The 21,700-nt window shown below is 38.3% G+C and carries 22 protein-coding genes; 20 read left to right on the forward strand and 2 right to left on the reverse strand.

Going from position 1 to position 21,700, the window contains the following annotated elements; genetic code table 11:
* The 8 genes from AC1VS3_RS09475 to AC1VS3_RS09510 all read left to right on the forward strand — a co-directional run.
* Nucleotides 1–764 (forward strand): SpaA isopeptide-forming pilin-related protein (locus AC1VS3_RS09475; protein ID WP_227151372.1); only part of this gene is annotated, 764 nt, incomplete at its 5' end.
* Nucleotides 765–957: 193 nt separating this feature from the next.
* Nucleotides 958–2,901, forward strand: a complete 1,944-nt coding sequence (locus AC1VS3_RS09480; protein WP_008690361.1) for a BglG family transcription antiterminator — start codon at nucleotides 958–960, stop codon at nucleotides 2,899–2,901.
* Between the two features lie 180 nt (nucleotides 2,902–3,081).
* Nucleotides 3,082–4,047, forward strand: a complete 966-nt coding sequence (locus AC1VS3_RS09485; RefSeq protein ID WP_008690364.1) for a type I phosphomannose isomerase catalytic subunit — start codon at nucleotides 3,082–3,084, stop codon at nucleotides 4,045–4,047.
* A gap of 4 nt (nucleotides 4,048–4,051) precedes the next feature.
* Nucleotides 4,052–4,498, forward strand: a complete 447-nt coding sequence (locus AC1VS3_RS09490; protein WP_008690365.1) for a PTS sugar transporter subunit IIA — start codon at nucleotides 4,052–4,054, stop codon at nucleotides 4,496–4,498.
* Nucleotides 4,499–4,500: 2 nt separating this feature from the next.
* A complete protein-coding gene (locus tag AC1VS3_RS09495) occupies nucleotides 4,501–4,809 on the forward strand; it encodes a PTS fructose transporter subunit IIB (RefSeq protein WP_008690367.1) in 309 nt (102 codons plus the stop codon).
* A 33-nt stretch (nucleotides 4,810–4,842) separates the two neighbouring features.
* Complete coding sequence (locus AC1VS3_RS09500; RefSeq protein ID WP_008690368.1) at nucleotides 4,843–5,907, forward strand: PTS fructose transporter subunit IIC; 1,065 nt, start codon at nucleotides 4,843–4,845, stop codon at nucleotides 5,905–5,907.
* A gap of 6 nt (nucleotides 5,908–5,913) precedes the next feature.
* On the forward strand, nucleotides 5,914–7,056 hold the full coding sequence (locus AC1VS3_RS09505; RefSeq protein WP_008690370.1) for a mannitol dehydrogenase family protein: 1,143 nt from the start codon (nucleotides 5,914–5,916) through the stop codon (nucleotides 7,054–7,056).
* 55 nt (nucleotides 7,057–7,111) lie between these two features.
* Nucleotides 7,112–7,507, forward strand: coding sequence for a hypothetical protein (locus tag AC1VS3_RS09510; RefSeq protein ID WP_008690372.1), 396 nt, complete (start codon nucleotides 7,112–7,114; stop codon nucleotides 7,505–7,507).
* Nucleotides 7,508–7,555: 48 nt separating this feature from the next.
* Here AC1VS3_RS09510 and AC1VS3_RS09515 read toward each other — a convergent pair whose 3' ends face one another.
* Both AC1VS3_RS09515 and AC1VS3_RS09520 read right to left on the reverse strand, forming a co-directional pair.
* Complete coding sequence (locus AC1VS3_RS09515; protein WP_008690374.1) at nucleotides 7,556–7,876, reverse strand: hypothetical protein; 321 nt, start codon at nucleotides 7,874–7,876, stop codon at nucleotides 7,556–7,558.
* Nucleotides 7,877–8,604: 728 nt separating this feature from the next.
* Nucleotides 8,605–10,551, reverse strand: a complete 1,947-nt coding sequence (locus tag AC1VS3_RS09520) for a BglG family transcription antiterminator (protein WP_008690378.1) — start codon at nucleotides 10,549–10,551, stop codon at nucleotides 8,605–8,607.
* A gap of 334 nt (nucleotides 10,552–10,885) precedes the next feature.
* Between AC1VS3_RS09520 and AC1VS3_RS09525 the strand changes: the two genes are divergently transcribed.
* From AC1VS3_RS09525 to AC1VS3_RS09580, 12 genes are all read left to right on the forward strand, one after another.
* Nucleotides 10,886–11,845, forward strand: coding sequence for a type I phosphomannose isomerase catalytic subunit (locus tag AC1VS3_RS09525; protein ID WP_008690379.1), 960 nt, complete (start codon nucleotides 10,886–10,888; stop codon nucleotides 11,843–11,845).
* 5 nt (nucleotides 11,846–11,850) lie between these two features.
* Nucleotides 11,851–12,291, forward strand: a complete 441-nt coding sequence (locus AC1VS3_RS09530; protein WP_008690380.1) for a PTS sugar transporter subunit IIA — start codon at nucleotides 11,851–11,853, stop codon at nucleotides 12,289–12,291.
* 19 nt (nucleotides 12,292–12,310) lie between these two features.
* Complete coding sequence (locus AC1VS3_RS09535) at nucleotides 12,311–12,625, forward strand: PTS fructose transporter subunit IIB (protein WP_008690381.1); 315 nt, start codon at nucleotides 12,311–12,313, stop codon at nucleotides 12,623–12,625.
* Between the two features lie 24 nt (nucleotides 12,626–12,649).
* Nucleotides 12,650–13,723, forward strand: a complete 1,074-nt coding sequence (locus tag AC1VS3_RS09540) for a PTS fructose transporter subunit IIC (RefSeq protein ID WP_008690382.1) — start codon at nucleotides 12,650–12,652, stop codon at nucleotides 13,721–13,723.
* A gap of 9 nt (nucleotides 13,724–13,732) precedes the next feature.
* Nucleotides 13,733–14,878 (forward strand): mannitol dehydrogenase family protein, encoded by a 1,146-nt coding sequence (locus tag AC1VS3_RS09545; protein WP_008690383.1) that lies wholly within the window; start codon nucleotides 13,733–13,735, stop codon nucleotides 14,876–14,878.
* A 39-nt stretch (nucleotides 14,879–14,917) separates the two neighbouring features.
* Nucleotides 14,918–15,370, forward strand: coding sequence for a DUF3284 domain-containing protein (locus AC1VS3_RS09550; RefSeq protein ID WP_008690384.1), 453 nt, complete (start codon nucleotides 14,918–14,920; stop codon nucleotides 15,368–15,370).
* 4 nt (nucleotides 15,371–15,374) lie between these two features.
* Entirely contained in the window at nucleotides 15,375–16,232 is an 858-nt protein-coding gene (locus tag AC1VS3_RS09555; RefSeq protein WP_008690385.1) for a ketose-bisphosphate aldolase, read from the forward strand.
* A 63-nt stretch (nucleotides 16,233–16,295) separates the two neighbouring features.
* Nucleotides 16,296–17,570, forward strand: a complete 1,275-nt coding sequence (locus AC1VS3_RS09560; RefSeq protein ID WP_008690387.1) for a class II D-tagatose-bisphosphate aldolase non-catalytic subunit — start codon at nucleotides 16,296–16,298, stop codon at nucleotides 17,568–17,570.
* 100 nt (nucleotides 17,571–17,670) lie between these two features.
* The gene (locus tag AC1VS3_RS09565) at nucleotides 17,671–18,489 is read left to right on the forward strand and encodes a transketolase (RefSeq protein ID WP_008690388.1); all 819 of its coding nucleotides are present in this window, start codon (nucleotides 17,671–17,673) and stop codon (nucleotides 18,487–18,489) included.
* Entirely contained in the window at nucleotides 18,489–19,406 is a 918-nt protein-coding gene (locus AC1VS3_RS09570; RefSeq protein ID WP_008690389.1) for a transketolase family protein, read from the forward strand. The genes AC1VS3_RS09565 and AC1VS3_RS09570 overlap by 1 nt, the downstream gene beginning before the upstream one ends.
* A gap of 298 nt (nucleotides 19,407–19,704) precedes the next feature.
* Nucleotides 19,705–20,700: a YHYH domain-containing protein gene (locus AC1VS3_RS09575; protein WP_008690390.1), complete on the forward strand. Its 996-nt coding sequence runs from the start codon at nucleotides 19,705–19,707 to the stop codon at nucleotides 20,698–20,700.
* Nucleotides 20,701–20,875: 175 nt separating this feature from the next.
* Nucleotides 20,876–21,700, forward strand: an 825-nt coding sequence (locus tag AC1VS3_RS09580; RefSeq protein ID WP_481275616.1) for an IS256 family transposase, incomplete at its 3' end; no start/stop codon positions are given.

Here is a 21,700-nt window from a genome sequence, read left to right on the forward strand (position 1 = left end):
TGAGCAGAAAGAATGGGGACGTTTATGAAGCTGTCAAGAATGCGAACTATGTCATTCCAACAGGTGATGCAGAGAGTACATATAAGACAAATGAAGCGGGTGAATTTCAGGTAAAAGGAAATCAGACCGCGCTATTCAGGGAGCTGAAACAAAAAGAAACTTATAAGGTAGAAGAGAAACAGACGAATGTGGAATATAAGATTCTTACCAATGCACAAGAAGAAAAGCTTGATAAGAAGATACAATTCTCATTTACTAACGCCTATACACCAAAAGAAATTGCGGTTTATCTAAAGAAAATGAATCGTGATAAGGAAGCCTTAGAAGGAGCAGAGTTTACTTTGTATAGCGATGCAGAGATGAAAAATGCGATCGCAAGCTATACAAGCGGAAAAGCAGAAGGCTTGTTGATTAAAAAGCTGCGAGCAGGTACCTATTATCTGAAAGAAACGAAGTCACCAAAAGGCTATAAGTTGCTGGAAGAAAGCATCAAGATCGAGATCACAAGAGAAGAAGGAACAGGAAAGCTGTTTGTGAAGGTCAATGGGAAAGCAGCAGAGCAGAGTGAAGATGAGCAGATATATGTCATCACGAAGGAAGTAGGCGAAAGTGATGAAGTGCATATGGTCGTGTACAATGATAAGAACTTCTGGATACCAATCACAGGAGGAACAGGGATTGCAGTATTCATTGGAATTGCAATCATTGGCTGTGCAGGAGTATTGTTCGTGCTTAAGAAAAGGATGAGGAAAACGCATATCTAACATTTTATTTCATGTAAGTTAAAGGAACTTGGAGTTTCATTGGTGTGATAAAGATCATTCCAAAGTAATGAGATTCCAAGTTTTTTCATACACCTAAGAATATGCATATTAACAGACTAAAAAATACGTTATAATTGTATTTAATCTTAATAATGCTTATTTTATACAATAAATTGGAAAAGATGGTGAAAAAATGGCAGCAAATGAAAATCTTAAAAATTTTTATATTCTATTATTAGATTTAAAAGAACCGAAACAGATTGCATATTTTACCCAACATTTGAAGGTATCCACAAAGACGATATACAATTATTTAAAGGAGCTGGAATATGAGCTTCGTCCATTTGATCTTCATGTCGAAAAGCGAAGAGGTGAGGGGTATTTGCTAGTTGGTGCTGAGGATGAGCGAGATGTGTTTCGGCGTTATCTTGAAGAAACATATTTAACACAGGACTTCACTGACTTTCGCAGAAAAGAGTTATTAGAAAATCTTTTGATGAAAGATGAAACGGTATCTGTTCGCAAGCTGGTAGAGAAATATGATGTTGCGAAAAGCAGTATCGTCAATGATTTAGAATATGTAGATAAGGTATTGCAAAAGAATGAATTATTCTTAGTAAGAGATAAGAGTGGTACATATGTGAGCGGAAAGGAACAGCACATTCGCAGTGCAAAGCGTAACTATGTTTTTGAAAAGTTTAAAGAGAAGTTGTCTGCTAAGGAAAGCTATGATTTAAAAACATGCAAAGCAATTTTGGCAAATTATGTAGCGAAAAGATATATGGAAATTGCGGAAGAAATGATTACCTTTGTAAATGATAAACTTTCTTGTGAACTAATGGATGATATGTATTATTATCAGATTTTTATACAGTTTGCTATCTTTCTTGATCGTGTGGAAAAGGAACATCTTTTAATACAAACAACTTATCGTCCTGTTGTATCGGAACTACATCGGTTAAAAACTTATCCCGTGACATTAGAATTGGCACAATGGCTGAAGAATACCTATGGGATTGCTTTAAAAGATCAAGATGTACGTTGGCTGAATGCTCGGGTATCCGGTGTTTATCATGAAAATGATATACATAGTGTGAGTCGTAAGGCGGAAGAGATTAGAAGTCAGTTAAGTGAATTCATAGAAACGATTTCGGCGGTAGTAGGAGAAAATCTGAATGATGATGAGGAATTATTTAAAGGTTTACAGCAGCATGTTGTTCCTATGATGACACGCATTACGAATAAGATTAAGATTACCAATCCTTTTTTACCGCAAATAAAAGCACAATATCCGGCACTATTTAGTGTATTGGTCTTAGCTGCTTCCACCTTTGAGAATTCTTTGAATATTCATCTTTCAGATGATGAAATTAGTTTTCTATTAATCCATGTACAGGCTGCTATCGAACGCTATAATCTTTCTAAGAAAATTGCCATTGTAATTCATTCAAGCGGTGCGAATGCGGATTTAGTAGAACATCGAGTGAAACGCAATCTGCCACGTTTTGATGTTGTCGAAACCTTTAATTTAGATGATTTAAAACTATCCTATCTTGATGATTTTGATTTTATCATATCCACAGTAGAGATTGCTTATGATAAAAAACCTGTTATTTTGATTTCGCCACTGGTGGACGAATATGATGTTCATAAAATTAATCAGATATGTGCCGATACAAGCAAGCACAAAGAAAGTGTTAAAAATCTATTGTTAGAAACGTTGGATAAAGAAACCCTACTTTTAAAACAAGATTATGAGGATAAAGACACGGTCTTGGAAAAAATTCATACGATTTTTATGCGCAATGGTTATGTCAGTGAAGGTTTTTTGGCATCTATGAAAGAAAGAGAACGCATGGCACCTACGGAAATGGGAAATGGTTTAGCAATACCGCATGGGATTTCAAAGTATGTGAAAAAGGAAAAGATCCTCGTAATGACATTGAAAAAACCAATTGTATGGGATAAAGAGAAAGTAGACATCATTATTTGTCTGGCCTTTAATTTTGCGGATAAAGAACGTTCCAGAAAGTTGATTAGCAATATTTATCAGTTCATCAAATCCAAAGATACGATTCACCGCGTACGTGAATGTACAACAGAAAAGGCATTTTATGAAATTGTCAGAAGTCTTTAAATGGTCTTGCTACACCTTGTATTATCATTTAAGCTAACCGTTTGTTTTTTGTGTTTGTTAAATATAAGAAGCAGACGGTTTTTTATGTGTCCTAAGACTTACAAAAAACTATGAAGAGGATTGGCATATCGTAAAAAAGTTTCTCATGACATAATGTAGCTGTCAAAGGAGAGTGATGATATGAAGGATGAGGTGTTATTTCTAAAATCGCCATTGAAAGAAAAAATCTATGGAGGAAATCGCATCCAGAAAAAATTTGGCTTTTTAGAGGAGATGAATAAGAAAATTGGTGAATACTGGGCAATCAGTGCTCATGATAACGGTGTCAGTATCATTACCAATACGGCTTGCGAGGGGCAAAGCCTAAAAGAGGTTTATGAAAAGCATCGTGAATTATTTCATCACGATAAACGCGAACGGTTTCCTTTATTGGTAAAGATCAATGAGATTACCAGTCCGGTATCCGTACAGGTACATCCGGATGATGCATATGCGAAGGTACATGAGCATGACTTAGGGAAAGCTGAGTTTTGTTTATTTCTGGATGTGGATGATGGAACAAAATTAGTACGCGGACATCGTGCCAAAAGTCGTGGAGAGTTTCAAAAAATGGCACTGGAAAAGCGATGGGATGAGCTGCTCATACGTAAAGAGGTAAAAACAGGTGATTTTGTATATACACCGGCAGGTGTCGTACATGGCGTAGAAGGAAAGATGCTGATGGCAGAGGTCCAGCAAAGCAGTGATGTGACATATCGCATTTATGATTATGATAATGTAGATGTCAATGGAAAACCACGTGAATTGCATTTGGAAAAAGCCTTAGATGTTGTGACAATCCCACACGAAGAACCGATGGTAAAACCGCAAATTACAGAGCATGGACAAAATGAAATCCAACAGTATATCGACAATGCTTTCTTCCGCATTACGAAGTATGGCATACATGAAGCAGAGTGTATAGAAAATGAAACGTATTCCTTATGCTTGGTACTAGATGGCAAAGGCACATTAATTACAGGAGAAGCTACTTATGGTATCGGTGCAGGCATGAGCTTCATTATGACTTCGAATGCAAAACAGTATACGATCGATGGAAATCTTTCCTTATTGGTTAGTGAGCCAGGCATGGTGAAGGGGGAATAACGACATGTTTGATCAGCAGTTAACGTTTGTCAAGAAACAGTTTCAAACCAAAATGGAAGCAATTGATTTCTTGATTCAAAAAGCGATAGAAAGTAAGAAAGTGATAGGAGGTGAAGCATATAAACAATCGGTTTGCCAACGGGAAGAGGAATTCTCTACCGCAGTTGGTTATGATATCGCGATTCCGCATGGCTCCAGTCAAGATGTACAAGAATCCTTTGTCGCAGTCGCTACCTTAGAAGCTCCGCTGCATTGGGGTGATGAGCTGGTGAAGATGATCTTTCTGATTGGGGTTCCAGAGAATAAGCGAACAAAAGAGCATTTGCAAATATTAGCTTGGTTAAGCAGAAATCTAATGCATCAGGAGTTTCGTGAAGATATTCTGCATGCAGAAAATGAACAACAGTTATTCAACTGTTTGAAAAAACTGGAAACAGAGAAAGGAGATTAGCTATGAAGATTGTTGGCATTACCGCATGTCCAACAGGCATTGCGCATACATATATGGCGCAAGAGGCATTAGAAGAAGCAGGTCGTAAAAGGGGACATGAAATTAAATTAGAAACGCAAGGTGCGATGGGTGCTGAAAATGAAATCACTGAAGATGAAGTGGAAACGGCGGATGTTGTATTAATCGCGGTTGGTTGTGCTGTAGAAGGCATGGAACGTTTTGAAGACAAAATTGTTGTTGAGATTGATGTGGCGGATGCGATTAAAAATCCGCAGGCCGCAATCATGAAGTTAGAAGAAGCAGTAAAGTAAGCAACATAATAAAGAAAAGAGGAGAGTGAAACTATGAGTGTTGATTTTAAGAAAATTAAGAATTATCTGATGACAGGTATGTCTTACATGATTCCGATGACGGTTATCGGTGGTATCTTCTATGCCGGTTCTATTGCCTTTGGTGGTACAGCCGTGGCAGGTGAAGGTATGGTAATCAAAAACGAATTTCTATTGCATGTACAGGAAATCGGTGCAGCTGGTTTGTTTATGATGATTCCTGTATTAGCTGGTTATATCGCTTATGCCATTGCGGGGAAACCAGGTTTAGCACCAGGGCTGGTTGCCGGATATATTGCGAATACAGAAATTACAATTGGTGGTAATGCAGTAAAAACTGGTTTTTTAGGAGCATTGGTGTTAGGTTTTATGACTGGATATATCGTACGTTATATGAAGAAAATTCATTATCCGGACTTAATTAAAACGGTTGTACCAATTCTGATTATTCCGGTTGTGACATCTTTTATCGTATGTATCTTCTATATGTATATCTTAGCGAATCCAATCGGTATGGCAATGGGCGGTATCGAAAGCTTCTTAACTAGCTTATCCAGTGGCAGTAAAGTAGTGCTTGGCATCATCATGGGTATGATGGTTACAGTTGATATGGGCGGACCGGTAAATAAGACCGCTTGCTTGTTCTCCATCGGTATGATGGCAGAAGGTCATTATGAATTCTTTGGTATCTGTGCGGTTCCAATTTGTACTGCCCCATTAGGTATGGGTCTGGCAACTTTATTATCAAAGAATAAATATACACAGGAAGAACGTGATGCAGGTAAGGCTTCCTTGTTCATGGGATTGATTGGTATTTCTGAAGGGGCAATTCCATTGGCAGTTGCAGATCCGGCAAAAGTTATTCCATCCATTATGGCCGGTGGTGCTGTTGGCGGTGCTATTGCGGCAGTTACCGGTGTTAAGGATTATGCGCCACATGGCGGACCTATTGTATTACCGATCATTGATGAAAAAGTTTGGTTTGTCATTGCTATTATCGTCGGTACGATCGTGACAGCCTTACTGGCAAATGTATTAAAAAAGCCAATTGTTGAAAAAGCAGATAAGGAAGCTGCTTAGAACGATATGAAACACGCATTGATTATTGGTGCAGGAAGATTAGGCAAGGGTTTTATTGGGGAAACTCTTGCGAATGCAGAAGGATGGAAAACGACATTTATAGATATTGACGAAAACGTCATTGAGGCAATGAAAAATAAGGGGTATTACGATGTGTGTGTACATCGCGAAACACGCATTGAAGAGCATCGCGTTCGCGGTTATGATGCTTATACATGGAAACAAAGTGGGGCAATGGAAAGTGTAATCGATGCCGATGTCATTTACTTTGTCATTTACCCAGAACAAATACCGCAGGCTGTATGCACTGTCTGTGAAGGGCTGTATCGTAGAAAACAGCAACAGCCTGATAAGAAGCTTTGTATGATCTTTATCACAAATAAAAATCATTTAATGAAAGATATTGAGCAGATGTTTTATGAACATTTGCCAGAAGAAACACATGCCTGGTTTCAGGAACAGGTTGTCTTACGCGATTCTATCGTGCGAAGAAGTACAGATGCCCAAAGCAATGCGGCCTTAAATATTCGTACGACAGCGGTATTATCCTTACTGATCCAGCAACCCTTAAATGTTGATCTATCAGCGATTGAGTGGATGGAAACATGTGATCAATTAGAGCTATTAAAAGATGTAAAGGTGTTTGTGGTAAATGGTCCACATGCTGCCAGTGCTTTTCTGGGATATTATAAAGGCTATGAAACTATTAATGAAATTAGTAGTGATGAAGAAGGGGCAGCCTTTATTAAGGAAGTAGAAAAAGAGATAACAGAAGGTGTCTTACAGCATTATCCACTAACGAAAAAGCAGTTGTATAATTTAAGTCATTTCCCTGCGGCGAAAGGTGAAATGGTAGATTATATTTATCGTGTGGCGTATGATCCAATTCGCAAATTGACCAAAGGTGATCGTTTAGCCGGCAGTGCTGCTATGTGTTATGCGCATGGATTGCCTTATGACGCGATAGCCAAAGCGATGGCATATGGTTTTCTCTACGATGAGCCTAGAGATAAACAAGCAGTGGCATTACAAAAAAGCATTCATGAGGAAGGTATCTTACAGACGATTGTAAAACTTACTGGTTTTGCTAAAGAACATGAAGTTACCAAACGCATCTTATATTACTATGAACAATTGAAAAAAGCATAGATGAAGTGGCTCTTGTTATTCAAGAGTCATTTCACTGTTAGAAAGGAGCGTAATTATGCGGGTAGTGAAAATTGTAGCAATGGATGTAAATCGTTATTTTGAAAACCTGAAAAAAGGGCTTTATGATGAGGTGAAGAAACATCAAAAGAATCTACGTTATGAGGATATTCAAGAAGGTTTCTGTTTTGAGGATTCCTATGGCACCTTATGTTGTCTGCGTAGATGTGATAATCAAAGTATTTTTCAAATGGAGAAGCAATATCCTGGTATGATACAAATACTCGTTCATAAAATTGAACCTTTCGATGAAAAGTATCGTGTTCTTTATGAAGAAAAAATCACCCATACAACTATTCGTAATAAGCTGGTTTATGCATGGCGAGCCAGAACATCACAGGCACGTTTTACCATGATGGAGGCATTAACAACCTTTATCGATAAAGCACAATAAAACACGCAGAACTTGCGTGTTAAATAAAATGTTAATGTTTCACAAGGCTTATACATGATTTGTATGCATAAAATCAGCAAATGCTTTTTGTAGATTATGAAGGTTGAGGTAATCATAGAACTGTTCATGGGATAAATCTTTATGGTATTCATCTACGATATTGCTTACATAGTTGGCAAAGATATAAGGAATGCCACTTTGTGTTCTTATATAATGAATATGCCAGCTATCTTCGTTTGCTGTTACACTTACCGATGCTGTATCAACACCCATATCACCCCATATATCATCTGTGAAGATATCGGTGTAAAAGGGTATGTTATTTTGTTTTAAGGTTTCATGAAATGAAGCTAAATCTTGTACTGTCATGTTGTGTTCCTTCTTTTCTTGCTCATTATAATCGTACAATTAAAAAAGTACAAGTATTCTGTAAGAGGAAACGAAAAAGATGATGGGAAAGATAGAAATGGGGGTATACTATGTTGTGTATTTTGAGGTACGAAAAGTCTTGCTAGTAATAATTGTTAGCACGAATGTTAGATAGATTGTTAGCAAGATTAAAATAGTTCTTCTTTTCTTATAAAGATAATAAGCACAAAAAATTCACTTTTATTAGTTTTTAATATCGAATCATGATGTTTTATGTAAATAAAGTAGAAAAAATCAATTTATCATATAACTATAGTAAGCAAAACATGCTTTCTTGCTACTAATGATTGTTAGATAGATAGTTAGCAAGATGTTAGCAAGGATATTTATGATTGAGAGTAGAACCATTAAATTTTAAAGAGAATATGTGGATGATATAAAGTATGCAGTTATTGCATTTGCGAATGCTGATGGAGAAAAATTTATATAAGAATGATGACATTGTTACAGTAGGTGGTTTAATAGGTATTTCCGTCTTATGTAATCAACACTTCGTAATTGTTTTTTAGCGTTTAAAGATCATAGAAAAAGGAATACTAAAGAATAACAACAAAAGGAAAAGGATTAATTTCTGTGCAATACAGAAATCAATCCTTCGTAACTGCTTGATTTAGCCTATTTACTTTAAGTCCAAATAATTGAGTACACTTCAAAGTGACTACTTTTTACTATTTCGATAATCTTTTACCATACAAAAGACCTAGCACTTCTTCACACGTTTCCGCTGCGGATATCTGCTCTATAAATTCATTAGCACTGATGAGATGATACAAATCCTTTAAAAGTTTTTTCATGATTTCCTTCTGTTCAAAAGATACTGCCGTAAAGAAGATGACACGCACCATATCTTCTTTCCAAAGAATAGGTTCTTCTAACGTGATAAGAACAATTGCGGTATGATTTACAAAAGTATCAAGTCCATGGGGAATGGCAATACCATTGCCAATTTCTGTAGAAGATATCTTTTCACGATTTAAGACACTTTGATAGAAGTCTTCGGTTATGTATCCCTTTTTTCGTAAGATATCATTTGCGGTTTTTAAAATTTCTTCTTTTGATTTACATTTCTGTTTCACTAAGATCGTATCACTGCTGATGGCTTGCAACAGGGAATAAAAGCGTGATTCCTTGACATCACGTATCAGCTTATCGTAGGTCTGCTTAATTTTTTGAATATCATTGCTGTCAGCTAATGGAGAAATGACGACTGAAGGTAAATCTGTTGATACTTCCATTGTTGAAATGATGAAATCAAAATCATGCAAGTATTTTTCTTTCAAATCTTGTATGTTGATTAATTCAATGACATCAAAGGTAGGCAGATTGATCTTAATTTGATTCTCAATCAATAAGGCATTCGCTAAGTTGCAGTTATACACAATGGCAATTTTTTTTGATAAGTTATGTCGTTCTAATGCTGCCTGAAAGTGAATGAGGATAAACCCGATTTCATCATCGGACAAGGTATACCCTAATTTCTTTTCCAGCACGCTGGAAGCAAGGGAAATGACACTGAACATGGCGGTAAACTGCTGCTTGATCTGAAGCAAAAAAGGATTGGTAATCTTAATGTTGTTTTTTAAGCGGGCAATCATAGGGACAAAATGATTAGATAAACCAGTCTTTAACAGCTCATCAGACATAAAGTCTACCGAGAAGATATCACCAATGGAAGTTATCAGTTCATTCACAATATCCTGTACAATAGGAGAATAGCCATCCTTGGCTTTTTGATCTTCATGATACACACCGGCAATCCTTGCATTTACCCAGCGAATATCTCGATCATTCATCGTAATGCCATGCGCATCTTTTAACCATTGGGTAATCTCCTCTGTGATAGGATAGGTCTTTAATATGTGCAGTTCGGTAACAACCGGACGGGCAGGTGCTTCTGTAATTCCATAACCTTTGCGAATTCTTGAGATAAAGATCGCATAGGTGACAAAAATCTGATTATAGTAATTGGTATCCAGATGAAAATTTAATTTATCCTGTGCCATCTGAATCATCTGACGACTGATGTTTTGACTTTCTTCATCCACATAACGAGATAAGATTGCCTGACAAGTCTTGCGGTCAATGACTTTATCTTGTTGCGACAAGGCCATGAGTTCATTGAAAATAAACTTCCGCTTGGCACTGCGAATCCGCTGTTCCTTACCGATGATGCGGGTCCCGCTTTTATCACGTTGTAAATAAAGATCCTGTTGCGAAAGATGCTGTTCGATTTTCTCCAAATCTTTCACGATGGAAGTGGAACTGACACAATAGGCATCCGACAGACGACGCACCGACACACATTCATCTTTCATCAATAATTTTTCAAGAATTTTATGTTGACGATTTTTACTTGTGGGTGTTTCATCTAAATCCTGCTGTATCGCTTCACGTAGCTTTGCGCGCTCTTCCATACTGCCTTCTAAGCGTATGCCAACACCATGGCGTGAAATTAACGCTACCTGATGATTTCGCATATAGTAGCGTAAATCGTTGATATAATTGGAGATGGTTTTGCTGGATACCATGAGCTTTTCGGCATAGTAGCTGGTCTTGTGGAAGTCTTCTTCTTCCAGCAGAAGATTAAGAAACAGCGTTAATTTCGATGATTTCATTGTGATTCTCCTTTCAGAATAAGGAATAGAGAAATCCCTAAGATATCATAAGATGAAATCTTGGAATCGGCTATTGCAAACTCTTTCCAGATGTTGTGGAAAAAAAGATACACGAACACGTGCAGTATCACTATCATAACATTTTTTTATGACATTTAAAGGGAGTTTTTGCATAAATACAGCATAATTTCTTGAAATCTTTCCCCTATAGGGGAAAGCATGGTGCCGGTAATTGCCGGTGTTTTTTTATTTCCGGAAGTTGTAGAAAAGAGTTGGTATTTCGCAAAAAAATTTCCCCTTTTACAATAGGGGCGTAAGAAAGGAGCGCAAGACAATGAGCAAGGAAATTCTGAAACTGAAATCCATGATGAAAGAGAAAGCATATGGCGGTACGCAGATTGCTGAATATTTGGGTTTAGCCCAAGATACCCATCAACGCATTGGTGAATATTGGATGATCAGTGCCCATGAACATGGAGAAAGCAGAATCTTACAAGAACCTTTTCAAGATATGCGTTTGAGCGAAGTGTATGAACAGCATCGTGAGTTGTTTGCTAATAGTAAACAGGAACACTTTCCCTTGTTAATCAAGATGAATGATGTATCATCCTCTCCATCCTTACAGGTACATCCCGATGATGCTTATGCACAAGCACATGAACATGCCACAGGAAAAAGTGAATTCTGTTTGTATCTGAAAACAGCACCGAACACAAAGCTCATCTATGGGCATACGGCCAAAACCAAAGAAGCCTTCTTGCAACGTATTGCCCAGGGTGAAATTGATGATTTGGTAATACGCAAACCAATTCATGATGGAGATGCTGCGTATATTCCTGCCGGTATCTTACATGGATGTGAAGGAAAGATGCTTGTGTATGAGGTTCAACAAAATTCTGATATCACATATCGCATTTACGATTATGACAATACGGATGCTTTCGGAAATAAACGACCTCTGCAAATTGCCAAGGCAGCAGATGTCGTATGCATCCCTCATAAAGATGCCCCACTTACTCCTACAATACAAAAAGAAAAAGCCTTTACCTGTATTACGTATTGTGACAATGACATCTTCACCATTCGTCAATATCAGATACAGGAAGCTGTGGACATCGTAAATGAAAGCTATGCATTGTTAACGATTCTTCAGGGTCAGGGATTACTTGAAACCAAGCAGGAAACACTGGATGTCAAAGCGGGAGATAATCTCATTGTCACATCACTTGCCAAGCGCTACACCTTGCAAGGGAGTATGCAAGTGATGGTTGCCATACCGAAGGAAAAGAGGTGAAACATGTGTTTACAAAGGAGATAGTAAACGTCAGTGATCAACAGTTTCAAGATAAAAGGGAAGTCATTTCTTATCTTGCGGACCTTGCGGATAAAGCGGGTAAGATTACCGATAAAAAAAGTTATGTTGAGGCTGTTTTGAAACGCGAAGAAGTAGTATCTACAGCCATTGGCTACAGCGTTGCCATACCGCATGGCGAAAGTGATGCGGTTAAGGATACCTTCGTGGCTTGTTTAAAGCTGAATCATCCTTTGCAATGGGATGAGGAACAGGTAAATTTGATCTTTATGATTGGAGTTCCATTAGCAAGCCGTAATGCAGAGCATTTGCGAATATTGGCAATGCTAAGTCGCCATTTGATCAAAGCGGATTTTCGCCAACAATTACAAGATGCGAAAACCAGTGAAGCATTTTATGACTGTATTTCCGTATTAGAAGAGGAATAAACGATAGGAGGAAAAAGAAATGAAAATCGTTGCCGTTGCCGCATGTACCACAGGTATTGCGCACACGTACATGGCACAGGAAGCCATTGAACAGGAATGTAAGAAAAGAGGTTATGACTACAAGGTAGAAACCCAAGGGGGCATGGGTATTGAAAATGAACTGGAGGAAGATGATATCGCCAGTGCAGATGCTGTCATTTTGGCAGTAGCCATCGGTATCGAAGGGGAAGAACGTTTTGAAGAAAAAGAAGAGGAAGGCAAGGTCATCACGATTGATCCTTCTGTAGTAATCAAAAATCCTGCTGAGATCATTGATCAGGCAGAAAAGCTCTAAAGAAGAGGAAAGAGAGGAAATCCTATGTTTAAAAATATTGGAAAAGATTTGGTAAAGGCGTTTAATACCGGTGTTTCATATTTTCTTCCAGCCGTTGTTATCGGTGGTGTCTTCTTAGCCATCGCCTTAGCAACCGGAGATGCCGGTGCCGAAGGAATGAAAGTCACCAATCCTTTCATGCAGAATTTGAATACGATTGGTTCTGCCGGTATGGCCATGATGATTCCTATGCTAGCTGGTTATATCGCTTATTCACTAGCTGGGAAACCGGGCTTAGCACCTGGTATGATTGCCGGTTATATCGCTAACAATCCCGTTGGTGAAAATAGTGTATCTACCGGTTTCTTAGGTGCGATGATCATGGGTATCTTTGTTGGTTATGTATGCAAATGGATCAAATCATGGAAGGTGAACACAACCATTAAAAGCATCATGCCAGTCTTGATCATTCCTATTCTATCAACACTGATTTGCTGTTTAGCTTATATGTATATCTTAGTTGGTCCATTAGGTGCTTTGATGAAAGCCTTGACCACGATGTTAAGCAATATGCAGGGCGGCAGCGCTATCCTGTTAGGAATCGTTATTGGATTGATGACAGCCTTTGATATGGGTGGACCTATTAATAAGACAGCTTCAGCATTTACCATGGCATTGATGGCAGAAGGTATTTATGGACCAAACGGTGCTTTCCGTGTTGCGGTTGCCATTCCTCCACTTGGACTAGCTTTATCAACATTCATTTCACGTAAAAAATATGATGATGCTGAAAAACAATTAGGTATTACCGCAGCCTTTATGGGATTGATTGGTATTACCGAAGGGGCAATTCCATTTGCTGTTAAGGATATCAAACATGTATTGCCAGCAATCTGTTTAGGTAGTGCGGTAGGTGCCGGCTTAGCAATGATGCATGCAATTGACTGTTATGTTCCTCATGGCGGTATGATCGTTGTAGCAGCTACCAGCAAGCCGCTGTTATACACCTTAGATATGGCAATCGGTGTCGTTGTGACAGCCATTGCATTGATGTTTATCAAACCGAATTTAGAGGATAAGAAAAAGAAAGCAGAAGCCAAAGCGGTAGAAACGAAATAGGGGAATCTTATGGCAAATGCAGTCATTCTTGGTGCAGGTAGATTGGGGAAGGGGTTTCTTGGAGAAACCCTTGCCAATGCACCACGCTGGCATACAACATTTTTAGATAAAGATGCCGGTGTTATCCAAAAACTAAATGAAACAGGCAGTTACCATGTGCAGGTCTATCGCAAGGAGTGCATAGAAGAACATGAGGTAAGCGGCTATGAGGCATATGAAACCCTGCTAGAGCCACAGGATTGCCATGCCATCGTATATGCCGATCTCTTGTTTCTTAGCATCTATCCCCAAGATTTTCCTGAGGCTATCGCATATGTAAAAGAAATCTTTAAGATGCGGGCAAAGACAAATCCCAATCAAAAGCTGAGCATGCTTTGTTTAACAAATAAAAACGGCATGATACCAATGATTCAAGATGCCTTTGTAAAAGATATGAACGAAGAGCTGCTGTCCTGGTTTATGCATCAGGTCGTCATACGGGATACTATCATTCGCCGCAGTACCGATGCCGATGATCATCGCTCGCTAAACATTCGTTCAACGGCAGTCTTGTCCTTATTGATACAACCGCCATTAACGATTGATATCGCAGATATTGAGTGGTTAGAGTTATGTGATGATATCGCCATGTTAAAGGATATTAAAGTATTCCTTGTGAATGGTCCTCATGCAGCCAGTGCTTATCTTGGTTGGTATCGAGGTTATACGACCATTAATGAACTATTGGAAGATGAAGATGGAGCAGCCTTTATTCAGGAAGTTACCAAAGAAATACGTGCCGGTATCCTGCAACAGTATCCCATCAGTGAAGAGCAGTTGGATAAGTTAAGTGTCTTTCCGAAAGCAAAAGGAGATATGCCGGATACGGTTTATCGGGTAGGAAAAGATCCACTGCGTAAGCTTAGCTATGATGATCGCTTATGTGGCAGTGCCCGTATGTGTAAAGCGCATCACTTACCTTATGAACATATCGTACAAGCGATTGCGTATGGTTTGCTTTATGATGAAAAAACGGATGAAGCTGCTATGCAGATGCAGATGCTCATTCAAGAAAAAGGCATCATTGAAGCGGTTCATCAAATATGCGGTTTCTCTTATCAAGAGGATTTGTTAAAGGAAATTTGTTCATGGTATGTACGTTTAAAAAATAAGTAATTCTTGCCCCTAAGAGCCAAGTGATGAGGAAAGATGAATATGAAAGTGAAAGTAAATGTCCATGTAAATGCGGCAGCTATCTATCGCATTTTATTAAAAGAGCTGCAAAAGGATATCAAACAACAGGTGAAGCTTGCGAAGCGTCCTGCCCAGCTGCATCAGGGCTATTCGTATACTCAAAAGCTAAAGTTTCATGATAAGGAATATCGCATTCCGGTAACAATAGAAGCACTACAGGAAGCACAATATTACAAGGTAAAGAGCCAATACCCTAAATATACACAGACAATTTCTTATCGCTTACAGCCATTGGATGAAAACTATACCTGTATCATCTATCAAGAAAAACTGCATGATGTGCATTTCGGTATTCGATTGCTAAGCTTTCTGAAAGGACATTTGTATCGCATGAAAATTGTTCAATATCTTCATCATTTGGAAGATGAGGCAAAGAAACAAAATGAAATTCATAGGAATCGAAAAGGAGAATAAAGATATGCTGATGAATATGCAAGAGCTGTTAACAATCGCACAAAAACATCATTTCGCGATTCCTGCCTTCAACATCGGCAGTCTGGAAATATTAAATGCTGTGAAGGAAGAAAGTGAAGCCTTACAAGCACCTGTGATTTATGAGATTCATCCTGATGAGCTTGCCTATTTGAAAGAACCTTTTATGAAAACGGTTCTGGAGGTTGCCCATACGACAAGTGTTCCCTGTGTCATCCATTTGGATCATGGCGCTAATCGCCAACAGATATTGCAAGCATTGCGTTGTGGTTTCACTTCCGTCATGATCGATGCATCCTCGTATCCTCTAGATGAAAACATCCGGCGAACAAAGGATATCTGTGAGCTTGTAAAGCCTCAGCATGTATCCGTGGAAGCTGAATTAGGAACGATAGGTGCGATTAGCAAGGAGCATGTCAGTGACATTCAATATAGTGATCCGGTAGCGGTGAAAACATTTGTGGATAAAACAGGTGTGGATACTTTAGCAGTTGCGATTGGCACTGCCCATGGCATTTATCCCACAAATTATAAACCAACGTTAAGGCTGGATGTTTTAAAAGCCATTCGCGAACAGGTGAACATCCCTTTGGTATTACATGGAGGCAGCAGCAACCCGGATGAAGAGATAACTCAGGCCGTCGCCTTAGGAATTTGTAAGATCAATATTTCCAGTGATGTAAAAACAGCATTCTTTACTGAAACAAAAAGATATTTAGCGCTTCATCCAGATGCATATGAGCCAAATGCGATATTTCCTTCGGCCATTCAGGCGGCGCGAAGTGTCATCGCTAATAAGATGCGTCTGTTAAACACCGTTGGGAAAGCATATTTATACAAATAAGCATATGCTTATCAAGCGTAACGGTGAAACATACAAAATAGGTAAAAAGAGGAGAAGAAAGATATGGAAAAGTTACCAATTAAAAAAGTAGTGGAAGGACTATTAAAATTACAAGATTCAGGAGATAGTGCAACGTTATTAGGCATAGGGCCAATGTCACCTAATTTATTACAGGCAAGTTTTGAAATCGCTAGAGATTATGATTTCCCTTTGATGTTCATTGCCAGTCGTAATCAGGTAGATGCCGATGCGTTAGGTGGCGGCTATGTGAATGGCTGGGATCAGAAACGTTTTAATGAAGATATTCGCAAGGTTGCGAATGAAGTAGGCTTTGATGGTTTGTACTATTTGTGTCGTGATCATGGTGGACCTTGGCAAAGAGATAATGAGCGTAATGCCCACCTGCCAGAAGAAGAAGCAATGAAATTAGCTCGTCAGTCTTACTTAGCTGATATTGAAAATGGTTTTGATTTATTGATGATCGACCCAACGAAGGACCCATTTGAAATTGGTAAAGTCATTCCTTTGGATGTGGTATTAAGTCGTACGGTTGATTTAATTGCCTATTGTGAAGAAGAACGTAAAAAACGCGGCTTACCGGAAATTGGCTATGAAGTTGGTACAGAGGAAACCAATGGTGGTTTAACTTCGACAGAAAAGTATCATGAATTTATCGAAAAGCTGGAAAAAGAATTAACTGCCAAAGGATTACCAATGCCAACTTTCATCGTTGGTCAGACAGGTACGTTAACAAGAAAAACAGAACAGGTAGGAACCTATAATTTCCATAACGCCTATGACCTAGCACAGATGGCGAAACAATATGGTGTAGGACTTAAGGAACATAATGCGGATTATTTGGATGATGTAACCTTACTGGAACATATTCCGGCAAATGTAACTGCCAGCAATGTAGCCCCACAGTATGGTACAGAAGAAACCCGTGCTTACTTAAAGCTGTGTGATGTAGAAAAAATCTTAGAAGAGGAAGGTTTGCTTGATGAAACTTCGGATTTAAGAAATACTTTGTTGGTAAAAGCAATCAAAACAGAACGTTGGAGAAAATGGATGATGGGAGAACAGCGTAATCTACAGGTAGAGGATATCTTAAAAGATGAAGCATTATCCTTAGAAATTCTTGATATCTCCGGTCATTATGCATTCAATGATGAAGATGTAAAAAAAGAATTACAGCAGCTTTATGCGAATTTGGCAAAATTCCATATCGATGGACAGCGCTTTGTTGTTGATCACATCAAACGTCCTTTACAGCAGTATGCCGAATGCTACAACCTAAAGGGAGTTACCAGCCGTATTCGTAAAGCCATTGAAAAATAATCTTAGGAGCTGGAAGCATCTTTCAGCTCTTCCTTTATAAACAGGTGTATCATGAGGAAGTATATGTATAACAACATGACAACAAGAAAGAAGGTAAGTTATGGATAAACAGGAATTAGTAGAACATGCCAGACAAATACGTAAGCATATTTTAAAACAGGTCTATACGGCACAAAGTGGACATCCGGGTGGAAGTCTGAGTGCAACAGATCTTGTGACGGCATTATATTTTCAAGAGATGGATATCACAGAAGCGAATGTAAACAGCATCGATCGTGATCGTTTCGTCTTAAGTAAAGGACATGCATCTCCTTTGTTATATGCGGTATTGTGTGAAAAAGGACTTCTTGATGAACGTGAATTATTGACATTTCGCAAGATAAACTCACGATTACAAGGACATCCCAACATGAAATATGTTGCCGGTGTTGATATGTCAACTGGCTCATTAGGTCAAGGAATCTCTGCAGCTGTTGGCATGGCACTGGGCAATAAGCTTGCCCAAAACCATCATCGTGTCTATGCGTTATTGGGCGATGGAGAATGTCAGGAAGGTGAAGTTTGGGAGGCTGCCATGGCAGCTGCACAGTATCAGCTGGATAATTTATGTGTCATCGTTGATCATAACCGTTTGCAGATTGATGGTGAGGTGGCAAAGGTTATGAATGTTGATTCTTTAGAAGAAAAATTTAAGGCATTTCATTTCCATGTTTTGACGGTAGATGGTCATGCGATGGATGAAATCTTATCGGCTTTATCAAAAGCTAGAGAAAATAAGGGAAGACCAACAGCCATCATTGCCAATACCGTGAAAGGAAAAGGCGTGTCCTTCATGGAAAATCAAGCAGGCTGGCATGGAACAGCCCCCAATAAAGAACAGTATGAACAAGCAATAAAGGAATTAGGAGGTGAGGCATAATGGCAAAGTGTGCAACAAGAGAGGCCTATGGAAAAGCGTTGGCACAGCTCATACAAGAGAATGAGCGAGTTATTGTTTTAGATGCGGATCTGGCAGGAAGTACCAAAACAAGCGAAGCGAAAAAGGTTTGTCCACAGCGTCATTTTGATGTTGGTATAGCGGAAGGAAATATGATGGGCATTGCGGCAGGTTTAGCGGCAAGCAAGTATATCGTCTTTGCGTCCAGCTTTGCGATGTTTGCGGCAGGAAGAGCCTTTGAACAAATTCGTAACAGCATTGGTTATCCTCATCTAAATGTGAAGATTTGCGCTACCCATGCAGGTCTAAGTGTAGGGGAAGATGGTGCTAGTCATCAGTGTAATGAAGATCTGGCATTAATGCGTGTGATTCCGGGAATGACAGTGATTCAGCCTTGTGATGAAGAGGAAACCAAACAGGCTATTCGAGCAGTAGCTAACATAGATGGACCTTGTTATGTTCGTCTTGGCAGAGGCAAAGTAGAGAGTGTATATGATGCATCTTATACATTTGAAATTGGGAAAGGCAATGTTTTACGTAAGGGGAAAAAGGTTGCCTTAGTGGCGAGTGGTATGATGGTACAAGAAGCTTTAAAAGCAGCTGCTATGTTGGAGGAAGCCCCTACTGTGGTAAACATTTCAACCATAAAACCATTAGATACCGCCTTAATAAAAGAATTGGCAAAAACCCATGATACGATCATCACTTGTGAAGAGCATAGTGTGATTGGCGGTTTAGGAAGTGCAGTATCGGATGTTGTGGCAAGCAGTGCGCATGCCTGTGTTGTAAAACATATCGGTGTACAGGATACCTTTGGAGAAAGTGGCGATGCACAAGCTTTATTTGAAAAGTATGGCATCAACGCAAAGGCAATTGTTAAAGCGGTACAGGATAGATAAGAGCATAGGAATATTAGAGAACATAAGCTGTGTGGTATGTAAGGCTTATGTTCTCTTTTCTATTTCACTTAAGTAGTTCTTTTAGAAACGAAGAACTCAATGGCGGATGTTTTTGTATAACATAGACAAAACAGTAATTGATGAACGTTTGATCTACATATACATGTATAAATAATAGGTGTTAATAAATAAACAGGTGAAATTATGTATAAAGAAACCCTTTACATTCCTATCTGTAATGAATAATTGTATAATAGATTAGAATCAAAAAGAATAGAAATTTCAGAGGGAGAAAGAAATGAAGAAAAAAGTATTATTCGCAGCAATGCTTTCAGCTACGCTGCTTGGCGCTACACAGGCGGTGAAAGCACATCCGGGAAGAACTGATGGAAATGGTTGTCACACCTGTCGTACCAATTGTGAAAAATGGGGATTGGCATATGGAGAATACCATTGTCATAATGGTAATAGCTCTGCATCTAGTTCGAATTCATCTAGCAATCAAACGAAACCGTCTACGAATACAACGACAAATAGTTATACCACGAGCAAGCCAACGGTCACTAAGCCAAAAATTGATTATAAAGCTATTGGTAAAAAAGAAGGTTATGCAGCTAAGATAAAGGAGCCAAACAGAAACTTAAAAAATATAAAGTATAAATACAAAGATAGTAATTATCGATCGGCATTTGACAAAGCATTTTTACAGGCTGAAAAAGAGTTACGTAAGAAAAGTGAAACGTTAGCCAAACAAAATGGGGAAAAAGATGCAATAACGACTGAAAAATATCAATTAGCAACTTTGCCTAAAAATATTATAAAAGAAGTATATACAAAACATTATAAAGAAGCATACGATGCAAAAGAAAAGCTAAAGCTGAATGAAATATATGCTATGGCAGACAAAGATGCTTTTACGAACATATATAATGAAGAGGAAGCAAAACGTAGTTTTGATTTAAAAAAATTTAGCAAACATTATATAAGCGAATACAATACTTATCGTGAGAACTACATCAAGGAGAAAAAGAATTTTTTAGAAATGAGTAAGACAAATGGTAAAGAAGACGCCAAAGAACATGAGGATAAAAATTACCAGTTTTTAGATTCTGTAAAAGATACGAAATTCTATAAAGAAGCGAAAGCGGCATATGATGCTTCTTATGATGATAATCTTGTGGAAGTAAATCCGATAGAATCAGCAATCATTTTAGGTGTTTTCATTATCATCATTTATGTTATTGTTCGTAAAATTAAAAAAATCATTAAGCGAAGAAAATTAGCAAAAGGATAAACATAAAAAGACTGTTTACATTGATATAATCCCATTAAAGTAACAACGTCAATACAGAAAACGTTGTCCACGGAGAGAGTGTAAAATAAACTGTGTAAGTTAAGAGCGTACGACTTAACGATACACAGTTTTTATATGCTTATGATACAATAAAAGAAAGTAGAGGAAATAACATATGGCAAGAATAAAAAGAGATCCAAAAACAGTAGCACTCGCGCAAGAAATCGCAAAACAATTTGATCCACAATCAGCAGAAGATGCAGATGAAGCACTCAAAGAACTTTTTGGTCCGATATTTGAATCGTTGCTCCAAGGTGAGATGAGTCATCATTTAGGATATGAGAATAATAATAAAGAATATAAACAAACGCAGAATCGTAGAAATGGATATGGTCAAAAAACTGTTCATACTACAAAGGGAGATATCACGATAGATACACCAAGAGAGGGTGATGGCTCTTTTGAGCCACAGCTGATATCAAAACGACAAAGAGATGTTTCAGGAATAGAAGATAAAGTATTAGCGATGTATGCACGAGGAATGAGTCAACGTGATATATCAAAAACAATAGAAGATATCTATGGATTTTCAATTTCTCATGAAATGGTATCCGATATTACAGATGCCATATTACCAGAACTAGAAGAATGGCGAAATAGACCATTAAAGAAGTGCTATGCCTTCTTGTTCGTAGATTGTATGTATGTGACATTGCGTAGTGGCTATGAGGCGAAAGAATGCGCTGTATACACGATATTAGGCTACGATTTGAATGGGCATAAAGATATCCTTGGATTATGGCTTAGTGAAAGCGAGAGTAAGAATTATTGGATGCAGATATTTGATGAATTGAAAGCACGAGGGATAGAAGATGTTTTCTTTATGTCGATGGATGGAGTTAGTGGACTGGAAGAAGGAGCCAAAGCAATATTTCCTAAGATCATTGTTCAAAGATGTATCGTACATCTGATCCGCAATTCCATTAAATACGTCCCTAGT

Source organism: Longicatena sp. (assembly GCF_982403165.1).